16 protein-coding genes are annotated in these 15007 nt (G+C 72.5%); 6 read left to right on the top strand and 10 right to left on the bottom strand.

All coding sequences use genetic code 11. The features are described from left to right. Positions 1 to 2: 2 nt before the first annotated feature. Positions 3 to 485 carry a Fur family transcriptional regulator gene (locus ACFXPX_RS19915; protein ID WP_375888768.1) on the bottom strand — a complete coding sequence of 161 codons (483 nt, stop codon included), beginning with the start codon at positions 483 to 485 and terminating at the stop codon, positions 3 to 5. 79 nt (positions 486 to 564) lie between these two features. Continuing rightward, complete coding sequence (locus ACFXPX_RS19910) at positions 565 to 1167, bottom strand: FABP family protein (protein ID WP_375888866.1); 603 nt, start codon at positions 1165 to 1167, stop codon at positions 565 to 567. A gap of 370 nt (positions 1168 to 1537) precedes the next feature. On the opposite strand from ACFXPX_RS19910, the gene ACFXPX_RS19905 reads away from it, so the two are divergent. Further along, positions 1538 to 1900, top strand: coding sequence for a DsrE family protein (locus tag ACFXPX_RS19905; RefSeq protein ID WP_375888771.1), 363 nt, complete (start codon positions 1538 to 1540; stop codon positions 1898 to 1900). Positions 1901 to 1904: 4 nt separating this feature from the next. Here ACFXPX_RS19905 and ACFXPX_RS19900 read toward each other — a convergent pair whose 3' ends face one another. The 7 genes from ACFXPX_RS19900 to ACFXPX_RS19870 form a co-directional block, all read right to left on the bottom strand. After that, positions 1905 to 2156 (bottom strand): hypothetical protein, encoded by a 252-nt coding sequence (locus ACFXPX_RS19900; protein ID WP_380592331.1) that lies wholly within the window; start codon positions 2154 to 2156, stop codon positions 1905 to 1907. A gap of 101 nt (positions 2157 to 2257) precedes the next feature. After that, the gene (locus tag ACFXPX_RS19895) at positions 2258 to 2548 is read right to left on the bottom strand and encodes a DUF1416 domain-containing protein (RefSeq protein WP_030288989.1); all 291 of its coding nucleotides are present in this window, start codon (positions 2546 to 2548) and stop codon (positions 2258 to 2260) included. A 37-nt stretch (positions 2549 to 2585) separates the two neighbouring features. Further along, positions 2586 to 3422 (bottom strand): sulfurtransferase, encoded by an 837-nt coding sequence (locus ACFXPX_RS19890; RefSeq protein ID WP_375888776.1) that lies wholly within the window; start codon positions 3420 to 3422, stop codon positions 2586 to 2588. A 253-nt stretch (positions 3423 to 3675) separates the two neighbouring features. Further along, positions 3676 to 3756: an Ms5788A family Cys-rich leader peptide gene (locus ACFXPX_RS19885; protein WP_350517234.1), complete on the bottom strand. Its 81-nt coding sequence runs from the start codon at positions 3754 to 3756 to the stop codon at positions 3676 to 3678. Between the two features lie 257 nt (positions 3757 to 4013). Then, positions 4014 to 4736 carry a DUF2993 domain-containing protein gene (locus tag ACFXPX_RS19880; RefSeq protein WP_375888778.1) on the bottom strand — a complete coding sequence of 241 codons (723 nt, stop codon included), beginning with the start codon at positions 4734 to 4736 and terminating at the stop codon, positions 4014 to 4016. A 132-nt stretch (positions 4737 to 4868) separates the two neighbouring features. Beyond that, entirely contained in the window at positions 4869 to 6404 is a 1536-nt protein-coding gene (locus ACFXPX_RS19875) for a hypothetical protein (RefSeq protein WP_380642498.1), read from the bottom strand. Between the two features lie 5 nt (positions 6405 to 6409). Then, a complete protein-coding gene (locus tag ACFXPX_RS19870) occupies positions 6410 to 6703 on the bottom strand; it encodes a MoaD/ThiS family protein (protein WP_375888782.1) in 294 nt (97 codons plus the stop codon). A 655-nt stretch (positions 6704 to 7358) separates the two neighbouring features. On the opposite strand from ACFXPX_RS19870, the gene ACFXPX_RS19865 reads away from it, so the two are divergent. From ACFXPX_RS19865 to ACFXPX_RS19845, 5 genes are all read left to right on the top strand, one after another. Continuing rightward, the gene (locus ACFXPX_RS19865; protein WP_375888784.1) at positions 7359 to 8090 is read left to right on the top strand and encodes a winged-helix domain-containing protein; all 732 of its coding nucleotides are present in this window, start codon (positions 7359 to 7361) and stop codon (positions 8088 to 8090) included. 137 nt (positions 8091 to 8227) lie between these two features. Then, the gene (locus tag ACFXPX_RS19860) at positions 8228 to 9286 is read left to right on the top strand and encodes a LacI family DNA-binding transcriptional regulator (protein ID WP_360241551.1); all 1059 of its coding nucleotides are present in this window, start codon (positions 8228 to 8230) and stop codon (positions 9284 to 9286) included. 129 nt (positions 9287 to 9415) lie between these two features. Further along, a complete protein-coding gene (locus ACFXPX_RS19855; RefSeq protein ID WP_380642497.1) occupies positions 9416 to 10609 on the top strand; it encodes a S1C family serine protease in 1194 nt (397 codons plus the stop codon). 112 nt (positions 10610 to 10721) lie between these two features. Beyond that, positions 10722 to 11492 carry a response regulator transcription factor gene (locus tag ACFXPX_RS19850; protein WP_375888789.1) on the top strand — a complete coding sequence of 257 codons (771 nt, stop codon included), beginning with the start codon at positions 10722 to 10724 and terminating at the stop codon, positions 11490 to 11492. A gap of 59 nt (positions 11493 to 11551) precedes the next feature. Next, positions 11552 to 12982, top strand: a complete 1431-nt coding sequence (locus ACFXPX_RS19845; RefSeq protein ID WP_380642496.1) for an ATP-binding protein — start codon at positions 11552 to 11554, stop codon at positions 12980 to 12982. Positions 12983 to 13071: 89 nt separating this feature from the next. Here ACFXPX_RS19845 and ACFXPX_RS19840 read toward each other — a convergent pair whose 3' ends face one another. Continuing rightward, positions 13072 to 14871: a bifunctional metallophosphatase/5'-nucleotidase gene (locus ACFXPX_RS19840; protein ID WP_375888793.1), complete on the bottom strand. Its 1800-nt coding sequence runs from the start codon at positions 14869 to 14871 to the stop codon at positions 13072 to 13074. Between the last annotated feature and the right edge of the window lie 136 nt (positions 14872 to 15007).

The raw sequence follows: 15007 nt of genomic DNA, 5'->3' as shown, positions 1-15007 counted from the left end.
GCTTACGACCGCTCGTCGGCCCGCCCGGCGGCGCAGTCGGCGCAGCGGCCGAAGATGGCGAAATGCTTGAGGTCGGTGTCGAAGCCGTGCTGCTCGCGCAGCCGGTCGACCAGCGGCTGGGCGATCTCGGTGTCGGTCTCGGTGACCTTCTCGCAGTCCCGGCAGACCAGGTGGAGGTGGTGGTGGCGGCCGGCCAGGTGGTAGGTCGGGGCGCCGTGGCCGAGGTGGGCGTGCGAGACCAGGCCCAGCTCCTCCAGCAGCTCCAGGGTCCGGTAGACGGTGGAGATGTTGATGCCGCTGGCGGTCTTGCGGACGTGGCAGAGGATGTCGTCGGGGGTGGCGTGGTCGAGGGCGTCCACGGCCTCCAGCACCAGCTGCCGCTGCGGCGTGAGGCGGTAGCCGCGCTCGCGCAGGTCGGTCTTCCAGTCGCCCGAGAGCTGCCAGTCGGTGGTGCCGGTGTCCGCCACGGTTTCTGTCCCTGCCAAGGTCGGGGGTCCTGGGACAAGTGTAGGGACCGGCCGGCGGCCGGTCCCTACCTCGTGCGCAGAACGTCCCGGGACGGGCCTACTTGAAGAAGGCGATGCCGTCGTCCGGCAGGTCGTTGATGTCCTTGATCAGCTGGGCCGGGCTGAGCACCTTCTTGAGCTGCGCGGACATGTACGGGCGCAGCGGCACGTTCGGGGCGGCCTTCTCGCCGACCCAGAGCAGCTCGCCGTTGACGAAGCCGTACAGCCGCTTGCCGCCGGAGTACTCCGGGGAGCCCTCGATCCGGGCCACCGCGTCGGTCGAGACGTCGACCTGCGGCTTGCCGTCGGCCAGCTCGCCGTACCAGATCTCGACCGTGCCGTCGTCGCGGACCGAGGAGATCTCGATCCCGCGGACGCCGCTGGTGCCGTCGTGGTTGCTGGTGATGCGCCAGAAGGCGTGCTCGTTCTCCAGCGGACGGACCTTCTCGCCCTCCTCGTCCAGCACCCAGGTACGGGAGCGGAACTCCAGGAAGGGGCGGCCGTCGTGGCGGATCACGATCTCCTGGCCGAAGTTGCACTTCTCCGTGCCGGGGCCCGCCTCATTGGGCAGAGGGGCGTAGACGCCCGCGCCCTCCCAGGTACCGAGGAGGAAGGCGAGCGGGACGACGTCCCTGTGGAGGTCAGAGGGGATCTCGATCATGTTCCTGGTCGCTGTCGTGGTCGGTGCGGTCTGCCTCAACCGTACGGCAGGGTCAGCGCTGGCCCTGGTACAGCTTCATCACCGAGAAGATGGCGAACCAGGTGATCAGCACGGCCATCAGGGCCAGCAGACCGTCGAAGAAGATTTCCAGACCGGACACGGGGGGCTCCCAGGCGGCGACAGTGTGGTGGATTTTGCTCGCGCCCACTCTATCCGGAGGGCTACGGTCGGTCGCGGTGAGCCCCACCACGTCGGCTTCCGCGCCGCAGCGTAGCCGCCGCGCCGCCTCCCCCGGGGCGCCGTTCAAGGTTTGCCCACGGGATTCCACGATGACGGCGGACGGGGGCGGCGGGACCTCTAAGGTGGCGCCATGTCGAAGAAGCTCGTCATCAAGGTGACCGCCGGTGCGGACGCGCCCGAGCGGTGCTCACAAGCCTTCACGGTGGCGGCCGTGGCCGTCGCCAGCGGGATCGACGTCTCGCTGTGGCTGACCGGGGAGTCCTCCTGGTTCGCGGTGCCGGGGAGGGCCGCCGAGTTCGAGCTGCCGCACGCCGCACCGCTGCCGGACCTGCTGGAGTCGATCCTGGCCTCCGGCTCGGTGACGCTGTGCACCCAGTGCGCGGCCCGGCGCGGGATCACCCAGAAGGACACCGTCGAGGGCGTCCGGATCGCGGGGGCGCAGGTCTTCGTCAGCGAGATCATGGCGGACAACGTCCAGGCGCTCGTCTACTGACGCCCTACGGGCGTTCCTCGCGGTCGGGGCGGTCCCGGTCGGGGCGGTCCCGGTCGTGGCCGGGCTCGTCCCACTTCGGGTCCTCCCAGCGCGGGTCGTTCCACCAGTCGTCGTCCGGGTCCCGCTTGTTGGCGAACACCGCAGCGGCCGGCGGGATGACCATCGCGACCACGCACAGTCCCACCGCGGCTCCCACCGAGAAGAACCGCACCACGCCCCAGGCCAGGACGAACAGGCCCAGGCACACGCCCATCATGGCGTAGTAGTAGCGCCGCCGACGCCTCGTCTGCACGTCTTCCACGGTACGACCGAGGGCCCCCGCGCGGCAGGGGCCCTCGGCGTGATCGTCCGTGCCGGTCAGACCGCGATCGCGACCTCGACGGCGGTGCCCTGGGAGGCCACCACCTGACGGTCCACGGTCTGGCCCGGGACCAGCGCCCGCAGGGTCCACTTGCCCGGGCGGGCGAAGAACCGGAACTGGCCGGTCGCCGAGGTGGGCACCTCGGCCGTGAACTCGTTGTTCTCGTCCAGCAGCCGGACGTAGCCGTTGACCGGCTCACCGTCGCGGGTCACCGAACCCTGGATGATCGTCTCGTTCGCCACGTCAACTCCTGCCAGGTCCGGCCCGCCGGCCTTCGCACCGCACATGTCTGTCTCCTTCTGACTTACGGGTCGAGCCGGGGGCTCAGTTGCTGCCGAGCTCGATCGGCACGCCGACCAGGCTGCCGTACTCGGTCCACGAGCCGTCGTAGTTCTTCACGTTCTCCTGGCCGAGCAGCTCGTGCAGCACGAACCAGGTGAGCGCGGAGCGCTCGCCGATCCGGCAGTAGGCGATGGTGTCCTTCGCCAGGTCGATGCCCTCGGCCTCGTAGAGGGCCTTGAGCTCGTCGTCGCTCTTGAAGGTGCCGTCGTCGTTGGCGTTCTTCGCCCACGGGATGTTGCGGGCGCTCGGCACGTGGCCGGGGCGCTGCGACTGCTCCTGCGGGAGGTGGGCCGGGGCGAGCAGCTTGCCGGAGAACTCGTCGGGCGAGCGGACGTCGACCAGGTTGAGGGTGCCGATGGCGGCGATCACGTCGTCGCGGAAGGCGCGGATCGAGGAGTCCACGGCCTGCGCCTGGTACGCGGTGGCCGGGCGGGCCGGGACCTCGGCGACCAGGTCGCGGGAGTCCAGCTCCCACTTCTTGCGGCCGCCGTCCAGCAGGCGGACGTCGCCGTGGCCGTACAGCTTGAAGTACCAGTAGGCGTACGAGGCGAACCAGTTGTTGTTGCCGCCGTACAGGACGACGGTGTCGTCGTTGGCGATGCCCTTGGCGCTGAGCAGCGCCTCGAAGCCGGCCTGGTCGATGAAGTCGCGGCGGACCGGGTCCTGGAGGTCCTGCTTCCAGTCGATCCGGACGGCGTTGCGGATGTGGTTCTTGTCGTACGCGGAGGTGTCCTCGTCGACCTCGACGATGACGACCTTCGGGTCGTCCAGGCGGGCCTGGACCCAGTCGGCGTCGACCAGGACGTCGCTGCGGCTCATGGTGGTGTTCTCCATCCGAGGGCGGTTTGCGGAAGGTGCTGCTCAGCTGCTCAGCGGGGGTGCTGCCGGGGTACTGCCGGGGTGCCCGAACGGAGGCGGTCCGAAATCCTGTCCGAATGATGGGACGGAGGAGGAGAACCGGGACGACCGGGCGGAGGACTGCGGAGCACGGCGGGGACCATCGGCCCCGAGGGCCGGACGAGGTCACCGGAAGGTCGGCGGCGGGCACGAACTGCCCTGCCAGGATGCCGACTCAGCGCATTCGACACAGACAGGCGGCCACGCGGCACAGGTCGACCGCCCGCCGCTTCGTGAGATCCGTCTGTCGCTTCATGCCGACGATGCTAAGGACACCGGAGGCCCGCTGTCATCAGCGTATCGAATGCCGAGACCAGAACGACCGGATACTGGGATTCGCCCTGGGCGCGGCCCGCCGGGCGCCGGGCGGGCCCCCGCCGACGGCCCACAACGGGCGGAAACGACACCGCCCCGCGGTCCGCGCTGGACAGCGCGTCTCGCGGAGCGGAACGGGGGGTGCCCCTTCGGAACGGCCGGCGGCGGCCGGCGGGCGGGCAGCGGGCGGGCAGCGGGTCAGCCCAGCAGCTTGACGTCCTTGCCCTCGAAGGACAGCTGGAGGCCCTCCGGCAGCGGCGCCACGCCGTCCTTCGCGGCCAGCTGGAGGCCGGCCGGCATCGAGTCCAGGGTGAAGCTCGCCGGCTCGATCTTCCGGTTGCCCAGCCCGGCGACCATCTCGGCCAGCGAGCTCAGCTTGAGACCGTCCACGGTGATGGTGTTGCCCGTGTTGTGCACGGTGGCCTCACCCACCGAGACCGGACCCAGCGAGGCCTTGACCTTGCCCGGGCCGCCGTACGACAGGCTCAACCGGGCGTTGCCGCCGACCGGCAGCGAGGCGCCGCCCATCAGCTGGGAGGCCGGGGGCAGCAGCTGGGCGAGGTCCTGGTAGCTGATCACGCCGCTGCCGGCGCCGCTGTCCACGGTGGCGCTGTTCAGGCTGTCGCTCACCTCGACCCCGGACAGCTTCGCCTTGAAGGAGTGCAGCGCCACCTGCTGCCCGTTGTTCCGGACGGTCAGCCCGTCCGAGGAGATCCGGACGTCGTCCAGCTTCTTCGAGACCACCTGGGTGAGGAACGGGAAGCCCTCGATCGTGACGTCCGGCCGCTGGCTCATCCGGCCGTTCTTCACCAGCTGGTCGGCGGCCTCGTCCTCGGCCACGCCGACCGCGATCCGGTCCGCGCCCACCAGCAGCCCGGAGAGCACCACCAGGCCGATCGTCGCCTTCAGCCATCCGCGCATCGTGTCCCCCGTCGTCGCCGGTCGCCGTCGTCCGTCCCGGAGCCGCGCCGGGCGCGACCCTCCCGCACGACCGTACGACGTCCCGCCCCGGACGGTGGTTCCGGGACGGGACGCGGTCGTGACGTACCCGACTCAGCCGGCCAGCAGCCCGGTGGCCATCCAGATCAGCGGCGCGGCCACCGCCAGCGGCAGCGCCACGCCCGCCGTCATGTGCACGAAGCGGGACGGGAAGTCGTACGCCGCGACCCGGCGGCCCACCAGCGCCCCCAGGCCGGCGAGCACGCCCAGCGCCGGCGGCGCACCCACCAGCAGGCCCAGCAGCACCGCGGCGACCACACCCAGCACCGGGCCCAGCTGCTTCGGCCCGGGCAGCGGAGCCGCCGCCAGCACGGTGGCCAGCGCGACCGCGCCCACCCCCGCCGGCACCCAGTCGGCCAGCAGCAGAGTGGTGCACAGCGCCGTCACCACGGTGGCCGACCCCAGCACCGTCAGCGCGTAGAACCGCTCCTTCGGGTCCGACGGGCGGAACGTCTGGAGCACCAGCACCAGCAGGAAGAACCCGCCCAGGGCGCCCACCACGGCCGCCGCACCACTGTCGGCGTCCGCCAGCAGCACCGCCACATCGGCGGTGAGCCCGGACAGCGCGGCCAGCAGGATGCCCTGCCGGGCCGGCCACATGCCGTTCAGCCGGAACCAGCCGGCCGCCGTGAGCAGCTGCAGCGCCGCCACCACCAGGGCCAGCGCCACCTGCCCCAGCGCGGCACCGCCGGCCAGCAGCGCGGCCACGGCGGCGGTGATCAGGGCGGGCTGGAGGCCCGGGTCGATGATCGGCGAACCGGTCCGACCGCCCGGGGCCGCGGCCGCCGCCGGGGGCTGGGCCCCCGGGAACGGGAGGCCCGGCACCGGCTGCGCCGGGACGGCGCCGTACGCCGGGGCGGCGGGCAGGTCCGGGCGCTTGAGCGTCATGGTCGGCGGGTCGAAGCCCGGCCCGGCGCCGGGCGCCCCGACGGGCGGCGCGGGCGGCATGCCGCCGGGCGGCACCGCGGCCGCGGGATGCCCGACCGGCGCGCCCTGCGGGGCACCGTGCTGCGGGAAACCCTGCTGCGGGGCGGTCCGCGGCGCAGGAGCGGGCGCCCCGGCCGGGGCCGCGTGCCGCGCCCGGGAGGGCGGCGGCGGGGCCTGCGGCGGGTACGACTGCGGGTACGGCTGCGCCGCCGGAGGCTGCTGCGAGTACGGCTGCGCCGGGCCCCGCGGCGGGTACGGCTGCGCGGCCGGGGGCTGCTGCACCGGCGGCCGGCCGTACTGCGGCGGCGGGGCGACCGGCATCGCGCCGGAGACCGTCACCGGCGGCAGCAGCGTGGTGGCCGCCACGTCGTCCATCGGGGGCACCGGCGGCAGCAGCGTGGTCGCCGCGTCGTCCATCGGGGGCACCGGCGGCAGCAGGGTGGTCGCGGCCGCGTCGTCCAGCGCGGGCACCGGCGGCAGCACGGTGGTGGCGTCGGCGTCGTCCACCGGATAGCCGTACGGGTGCTGCGGCTGCTGCGGGTGCCGCGGCGCGTGCTGCTGCTGGTACTGCTGCGGATGCGGATAGGGCTGCTGCGGCTGCTGCGGCTGCTGCGGCCAGTTGCCGTGGCCGCCGCCGTGGTTCGGGTCGTTCATGTCCGTCACGCCGCTCAGCCTCCCGCGAACGGCGGGAGGATCTCGACCGTCCCGCCCTCGGTCAGGGCCACCGTCGCGTGGTCCCGGCCGCCGACCTGCGCGCCGTCGACCAGGTACGAGCAGTGCCCGAGCAGCTGGACGAGCTTCGGCCGGTCGGCGTGCCGCTGCCGGGCCGCGGCCAGCGCCTCCGCCAGGGTCGCCGCCTCGTACGGCTCCTCGGCCAGCCCGGCCTCGGACTTCGCCGCCGCCCAGTAGCGGATCGTCCCGCGCGCCCGGGCGCCGCTCGCGGGCTCGGTGGTCGCGCCCATCGGGCCACCCCATTCCGTTCGTCCTCGCCCGGCCCCGGTGACCCGGTCCGGCTCGCCACCGGAGCGTGCCCCGACCACCCGAACGATGGACCCGGGCAGCGCCGCCGATGTGCGTCCCATGATGGCGTGTCCGCCGGTGCGAGCGGCAATCGCCCTGGCCCGACCGGCCCGCAGCGGCGCTCGAAGCTGTGGCCAGGCTCACCCGGCGCACGCCCGGATTGGGCGAACCGTCGGATTCGCGCACTCCCGGCACGCGGAGCGGTCGGCTATCCTCGACCTCCAAGAGGGATCCGGGCAGAGTCGCCCCCGGGTCCTTTTGTGCTTTCAGGACGCCAGTACGGACGTTCGTGCGATTCGTCGGCCCACCCCCGGCGCGTCGCGGGAACCGCCCCGCTCTCGCGGCACAAGGACGTGCCGGGCCTGCCGGGGTGTCGCCACCCGGCACCGGGCCGCCACCCGGGACCGGACCAGACCGGAGGGTTCGCGGGATGAACAGGGCAGAAACGGTGCGCCGCGGGTTGCGGGACCCCCGGTGCGCCGAGTGCTCCCACGAGACCCCCGGGGCGTCCTTCCCCCTCCCCTCAGCACCTGCGCCCACCGGCTGCGGCGGCAGCCTGGGCGCGACCGCGACGACCCGGAAAGGGGACCCCCGGGTATGAGTTCACTCCTCCTCCTCACCAACGCACTGCAGCCGTCCGCCGAAGTGCTACCGGCCCTCGGCCTGCTGCTGCACAACGTCCGGGTGGCCCCCGCCGAGGGATCCGCCCTGGTCGACACCCCCAGCGCGGACGTCATCCTGGTCGACGGCCGGCGCGACCTGCCGCAGATCCGCAGCCTGTGCCAGCTGCTGCGCTCCACCGGCATCGGCTCCCCGCTGATCCTGGTGGTCACCGAGGGCGGCCTGGCCGCCGTGACCGCCGAGTGGGGCATCGACGACGTCCTGCTGGACACCGCCGGCCCGGCCGAGGTCGAGGCCCGGCTGCGGCTCGCACTGGGCCGCCTCCAGGTCGCCGCCGACGACAGCCCGATGGAGATCCGCAACGGCGACCTCTCGGTCGACGAGGCCACCTACTCCGCCAAGCTCAAGGGCCGGGCGCTCGACCTCACCTTCAAGGAGTTCGAGCTGCTCAAGTACCTCGCCCAGCACCCCGGCCGGGTCTTCACCCGGGCCCAGCTGCTCCAGGAGGTCTGGGGCTACGACTACTTCGGCGGCACCCGCACGGTGGACGTGCACGTCCGGCGGCTGCGCGCCAAGCTCGGCGTGGAGAACGAACAGCTGATCGGCACCGTGCGCAACGTCGGCTACCGCTTCGTCGTCCCCGAGAAGGCCGACAAGAGCGAGCGTCCGGACCTCGCCCAGCGCCCCTCGGCCCCACTGGAGGCCTGACGGGGACCGGCCCGGGGAGCCGGGCGGGCCGGGCGGGCCGTCGGCCCGTCCGGCTCGTCCGGATTGCTCCCGGTCCCGCCCCGGAACGGCCCCAGCTCCCACTGCCGCCCCGGGGACCACACGCGTAGACTCCCCCCGTGGCCAAGGTGACGCGCGACGATGTAGCCCGACTGGCTGGGACCTCGACCGCGGTCGTCAGCTACGTGATCAACAACGGGCCGCGCCCGGTCGCGCCCGCGACCCGGGAGAAGGTCCTCGCGGCGATCGAACAGCTCGGCTACCGGCCGAACAGCGTCGCCCAGGCGATGGCCTCCCGCCGGACCAACCTGATCGGCATGGTCGTCCCGGACGCCCGCCAGCCCTTCTTCGCCGAGATGGCCCACGCCGTCGAACGGGCCGCCTCCGAGCGCGGCAAGCTCGTCCTGATCGGCAACTCCGACTACGTCGACGACCGCGAGGTCCACTACGTCCGCGCCTTCCTCGGCATGCGGGTCTCCGGGCTGATCCTGGTCAGCCAGGGCCCCTCCCAGCGCGCCGCCGAGGAGTTCGCCGCGATGGAGGGCGCGAAGGTGGTGCTGCTGCACCGCCGCCCCGAGGCGATCGACGACGTCGCGGTGGTCACCGACGACGTGGGCGGCGCCGAGGCCGTCGTGCGCCACCTGCTGGAGGTGCACGGGCACCCGTACGTGGCCTGCTTCGGCGGCCCGGTGGAGTCCCCCGCCCCCGGCGACCCGGTCATCGACCACGTCGAGGGCTGGCAGCGCGCCATGGACGCCCACGGCATCCCCACCGAGCCGCACCTGATCGACGCCCCCTTCCACCGCTACGGCGCGTACGACGTCGCCCTGCGGCTGCTGCGCTCGCCCGACCGGCCGCGGGCCGTCTTCTGCTCCACCGACGACCAGGCGATCGGCGTGCTGCGGGCCGCCCGCGAGGTCGGCCTGCGCGTCCCCGAGGACCTCGCGGTGGCCGGCTTCGACGACGTGCCCGAGGCCGCGCTCGCCGACCCGCCGCTGACCACCGTCGCCTCCGACCGCGACGCGATGGCCCGGGCCGCCGTGGACCTGGTGCTGGACGACTCGCTGATGGTGCCCGGTTCGGACACCGAGCGGGTCCGCAAGTTCCCGTCCCGCCTGGTCATCCGCCGTTCCTGCGGCTGCGACGGGGCCGCACCCGACCGGGCCCCGCTGGACTAGCCGGAGCGGAACCGCCGGTTCCGCTCCAAGAGCTGCCTGACCAGGCTTTATGAGAAGTCAACGGGCTTCTCGCCGCGTTCTGAGCCGCTTCTCATCCCGTCCTCATCCACCGGGCGGAACTTGGTCGGCATGAGCGAACAGCGGCACAACCCCAGCGAGCAGTACGGTCCGTACGAGCCCCGCGTCATCGAGGGCACCGTGCTGGGCTCCGACACCGACGGCACCGACCCGCGCACCGGGTACGGCCACCACCAGGACGGCACCGACCCGTACTCCGGGTACGGCCAGCACCAGGACCACTCCGGTGCCGCCTTCGGCGCGACGCCCCCGCCGCCGCCGATGCCGCCCGAGCCCCCGACGCTGCTCGGCCACCCCTCCGACTCCGAGGGCCCCGGCCGCCACGGCGGCCGGGCCCGGCGCGGACTGCTGCGCGGGCGGCTCGCCCTGGTGACCGCCGTCGCCGCGATCGCCGCCGTCATCGGCGGGGTCACCGGCGGGGTCATCGCCGCCGACCGGCAGTCCTCCGACAACCGGGTCGGAACGATCGCCAGCCCCGTCTCCGCCCGCACCGACGGCACCGCCAACGTGCCCGCCATCGCCGCCGCCGTCTCGCCCAGCGTCGTCCAGATCACCGTCAAGGAGAGCAACGGCACCGCCACCGGCACCGGCGTCGTCCTCAACGCCGACGGCCAGATCCTCACCAACTTCCACGTGATCGACGGCGCGTCGGCCGGCGGCCGGATCACCGTCACCTTCAAGGACGGCTCCACCGCCCCCGCCACCGTGACCGGCACCGACAAGAACCTCGACGTCGCCGTGATCACCGCCGGCGGAGCCAAGAACCTCACCCCCGCCGTCCTCGGCGACTCCTCCACCGTCGCCATCGGCGACCCGGTCGTCGCCATCGGCAACCCCGACGGCCTCACCGGCACCGTCACCTCCGGCATCATCAGCGCCGAGAACCGCGACGTCACCGTCCAGCTCGACGAGGGCTCCACCAGTGGCAACGGCGGCTTCGGCCTCCCGTTCCTGCCCGGCGTGCCCGGCCTGCGCGGCGGCGGCGCCCAGCAGCAGCAGAACAGCGGCAGCAGCACCACCTACAAGGCCTTCCAGACCGACGCCGCCCTCAACCCCGGCAACTCCGGCGGCCCGCTGATCAACGCCAACGGCCAGGTCATCGCCATCAACTCGGCGATGTACGCGCCCAGCGGCTCCGGCTCCTCGGGCAGCAGCGGCGCCGGCAGCGTCGGCCTCGGCTTCGCCATCCCGATGAACGACATCAAGCAGGTCCTGCCGAAGCTCGAATCCGGCCAGAGCCTGTGAGCCACAATCCGTAGGAACCGGTGAACGTCCGCGAGGCGGACAATTGCCACCAGCAGCAGACCCAGCAGACCCGACAGCGGGCCCTCCACCCGACGAGAAAGGGCAGCAGCCCATGACCCCGTCCGCCGACGACCGCACCCCCGCCGAGGCCGGCCACCCCTCCGCCCGGCTCCTCGTGGTCGACGACGAACCCGCCCTCCGGGACGCCCTGGAGAGCAGCCTCGCCTTCGAGGGCTACGAGGTCGCCACCGCCACCGACGGCTACGAGGCCCTGGAGTCCGTCGAGCGCGACAAGCCCGATCTCGTCCTGCTGGACATCATGATGCCCCGGATGGACGGCCTCACCGCCGTCCGCCGGATGCGCTCCCGCGGCGACACCGTCCCCGTCCTGATGCTCACCGCCCGCGACGCCGTCGGCGACCGCGTCACCGGGCTCGACGTCGGCGCCGACGACTACCTCGCCAAGCCCTTCGAACTCGACGAACTCCTCGCCCGCGTCCGCGCCCTGCTGCGCCGCAACGCCCTCGCCACCGAGGCCGCCGCCCGCGCCGCCGCCGAGGACGACAGCGAGGTCCTCGCCTTCGCCGACCTGCGGATGAACACCGCCACCCGCGAGGTCACCCGCGGCGGCAAGCCCGTCGAACTCACCCGCACCGAGTTCATGCTGCTGGAGATGTTCCTCTCCCACCCGCGGCAGGTCCTCACCCGCGAACAGATCCTCAAGGCGGTCTGGGGCTTCGACTTCGAGCCCTCCTCCAACTCCCTGGACGTGTACGTCATGTACCTGCGCCGCAAGACCGAGCAGGGCGGCATGCCGCGCCTCATCCAGACCGTCCGCGGCGTCGGCTACGCCCTCCGCCCGGCCGCCGGCACCAGCGCGTGAACGCTGTTCCGCCCCCGCCGCTGGCCCCGCCGCGGGTGGTGCCCGGCAGACGCCAGCGCGTGGTCCAGTGGTACCGCTCCCGCTCGCTGCGCGGCCGCCTCACGTTCATGACTGCGGCCGCGGTGGCCGTGGCCATCGCGCTGTCGGCACTGGCGTGCTGGTTCATCGTGGAGAGACAGCTGTACGACCAGGCCCGCTCCGACCTGGCGAACGCGCCGCTGCCCATGGCTCCCCGAGGGTTCGACCCGCTCTGCTACGCCACCCCCGAATCGGCCCTACAGGCCCAGCACGGCAGCAGCGCACCGGAGAACATCGGAGCCGTCGGCAGGGACACCCAGTACGTCGTGGCCAATCCGATGGGAGTGTGCCTACCCCCCTACGCGACCAAGGCGATCGCCGTCCAGGCAAACGACGTCGCCGGCTTCAAACTCAAGCCAGGCCAATCGATCATCCGCGACGGTCATTTCACCGACGGCAGGCCCGCCGTCGTCAGGATCGCTCTGACCCACTTCGGCCCACGGCCCGCCTTGCTGATGGTCGCCTCCCCCACCCAGCCCATCGAGGAATCCCTCCAGGGCCTCGCCATCCTCCTCGGCGCCGTCTCCCTCGGCGGCATCCTGCTCGCCGCCGTCGCGGGCCGCCTGGTCGCCCACTCCTCCCTCAAGCCGGTCGACCAACTCACCGACGCCGTCGAGCACATCGCCCGCACCGAGGAGGTCGGCAGCACCATCCCCGTGAACGGGGACGACGAGATCGCCCGGCTCTCCACGTCCTTCAACTCGATGAGCACCGCCCTCGCCAACTCCCGCGAGCGCCAGACCCGGCTGATCGCCGACGCGGGCCACGAGCTGCGGACGCCGCTCACCTCCCTGCGCACCAACGTCGACCTGCTGATCCGCAGCAACGACACCGGCCGCCCGCTGCCCCCGGCGACCAAGACCAAGCTGCTGGGCAACATGAAGGCCCAGATGCAGGAACTCACCGTGCTGATCGGCGACCTGCTCCAGCTCTCCCGCCCCGACACCCCGAAGGCCGGCCCGAACCTGACCGTGGTCGCCCTGCACGAGATCGCCGGGCGCGCGGTCGAGCGGGCGAAGCTCCGCGGCCCGGGGCTGGTCTTCGAGACGACCGTCGAGCCCTGGTACGCGCACGGCGACGCGGCGGGCCTGGAGCGGGCCGTGATCAACCTGCTGGACAACGCGGTGAAGTACAGCCCGCCCGCCGGCACCATCGAGGTCCGGCTCCAGCAGGGCGTGCTGACCGTCCGCGACCACGGTCCCGGCATTCCACCGGACGAGCTCCAGTACGTCTTCGACCGGTTCTGGCGCTCCCCGTCCTCGCGTCAACTCCCCGGCTCCGGCCTGGGGTTGTCGATCGTCGCGCAGAGCGTCCGGGAGGCGGGCGGCGAGGTCACGCTGGGCCCGGCCCAGGACGGCGGCCCCGGCGCGCTGGCGACCGTACGACTTCCCGGCGGCCCCGCCCCCGAGTAGCCGCCGGGAACGGCAGGACGGGCGGGGCGCCCCGACAGCGCCCCGCCCGTCCCAGGGCCCCGTCACCGGGGCCGGTGTCCGGCTCTCGGTCAGTCGATGTCGCTGCCCGGGCCGAGGACCTTGACCCGGTCCTGCGCCGGCGGCTTCAACGGCGAGGCCGCCGAGCTGTGGGCCGTCAGGTAGGCCGTGAAGACGTCCAGGTCGGAGGCGCCGACGAGCTTGTCGGTGCCGGCCGCGAAGGCCGGGAAGCCGTCGCCGCCGCCGGCCAGGAACTCGTTGGCGGCGACCCGGTACTTGGCGGCCGGGTCGACCGGTGCGCCGTTCAGCCGGATCGAGTCCAGGACCACCCGGGCCGCGCCGGTCCTGCGCATGTCCAGGGTGTAGTGGAGGTTCGAGGAGGCCTGGAGGATCTTCGGCGCCGCGTCGTTGAGACCGCTCACCTGCTGCTGCAGCAGCTGGACCAGCTGGGCGCCGGTCAGCGTCTTGACCTGCATCATGTTGGTGAACGGCTGGACGGTGAACGCCTCGCCGTAGGTCACCACGCCGTCGCCCTCACTGCCCGAGGCCTTATAGACCAGGTCGGAGCGCAGCCCGCCCGGGTTCATGAAGGCCACCTGGGCGCCGCCCTTGTCGGCCGGGGCGAGCCCCTCCAGCTGCGCGTCGGCGATCACGTCGCCGAGCGGCTTCTCCAGGTCGCTGCTGCCCCGGCCGTTGATGTCCGAGGCGATGTAGCCGATCGGCCGGTTGGCCTTCGGGGCGGCCAGCTTGGAGTAGTGGTCGATCAGCGCCGTCATGTCCGGGGCCTTCTCGACCGTGCGCCGCACCACGTGGTTCTCGGCCTTGACCGACGGGCGGACGATCTCGCCGGTGGTCTTGTCCAGCTTCATGTCGATCTCGGTGAACAGCCGGCCGAAGGAGGCGGCACTGGTCACCGAGCGCGGCACGCCGTTGGGGTCGGGGATGCTGCAGGCGTACGCGTTGTGGGTGTGGCCGGTGACGATGGCGCCGACCGCCGGGTCGATCTTCTTCGCGATGTCGACGATCGGGCCGGAGATACCCTGACCGGCCGCGCCGCAGTCGTAGTTGTAGACGCCGCTGGCCGGGTAGCCGCCCTCGTGGATCAGCGCGACGATCGAGTTGACGCCCTTGGCCTTGAGCTCCGCGGCGTACTTGTTGATCGTGGTGACCTCGTTGGCGAACTTGAGGCCCTTGACGCCCTCGGCGGTGACGATGTTCGGCGTGCCCTCCAGGGTGACGCCGATGAAGCCGATCTTGACGCCCTGCGACTTGGTCACCCAGTACGGCGGCAGCAGCGGCTTGCCGGACTGCTCGTCGGTGACGTTGGCCGACAGGTAGTTGAAGTTGGCGCCCTTGAAGGTCCGGCCGGGCTCGTAGCAGCCGTCGGTCGGGTGGCAGCCGCCCTCCTGCTTGCGCAGCAGCTCCGTCGCGCCCTGGTCGAACTCGTGGTTGCCGACCGAGGTGACGTCCAGTCCGAGCTTGTCCATCGCCTCGATGGTCGGCTCGTCGTGGAACAGCGCCGAGGTGAGCGGGCTGGCACCGACGATGTCGCCGGCCGCGACGGTGATCGAGTCGTCGGCCGGGATCCGCGCCTTGCGCAGCTCGGTGGCCAGGTACTCGATGCCGCCGGCCGGGGTCGAGACCTCCTTGCCGGTGGCCGGGTCGATCTCCTTGATCGTGCCGGAGGAGCCCGCCGGGGGCTCCAGGTTCCCGTGGAAGTCGTTGATCGCCAGCAGCTGGAGGTTGACGGTCTTGTGACGCTTGGCGTTGGCGTCGGCGGCCTGAGCGGCCGTCGGCACGACCACCGTGCCGAACAGACCTGCGGCGGCGACGACGGCGAACGCCGCCCGTCGGGATCTGACGGTGAGCATGAGGGATCCCCTGCACCTCGGAGGAGCACGCGGGCGGCGGAGCGCGCCGGCGCGTGGGCAATGTGTTGCGCGAGTGCAGCCTAGGGTCAACGCGCGTAGCTGTCAGGATGTCGAACGTAACGAGAGGATTACCTGC

This window comes from Kitasatospora sp. NPDC059146, from assembly GCF_042786665.1.
In the GTDB taxonomy this organism is placed as follows: Bacteria; Actinomycetota; Actinomycetes; order Streptomycetales; family Streptomycetaceae; genus Kitasatospora.
Note: the sequence above shows the minus strand (reverse complement) of the source record. Positions and strands in the feature narration are given on the sequence as shown.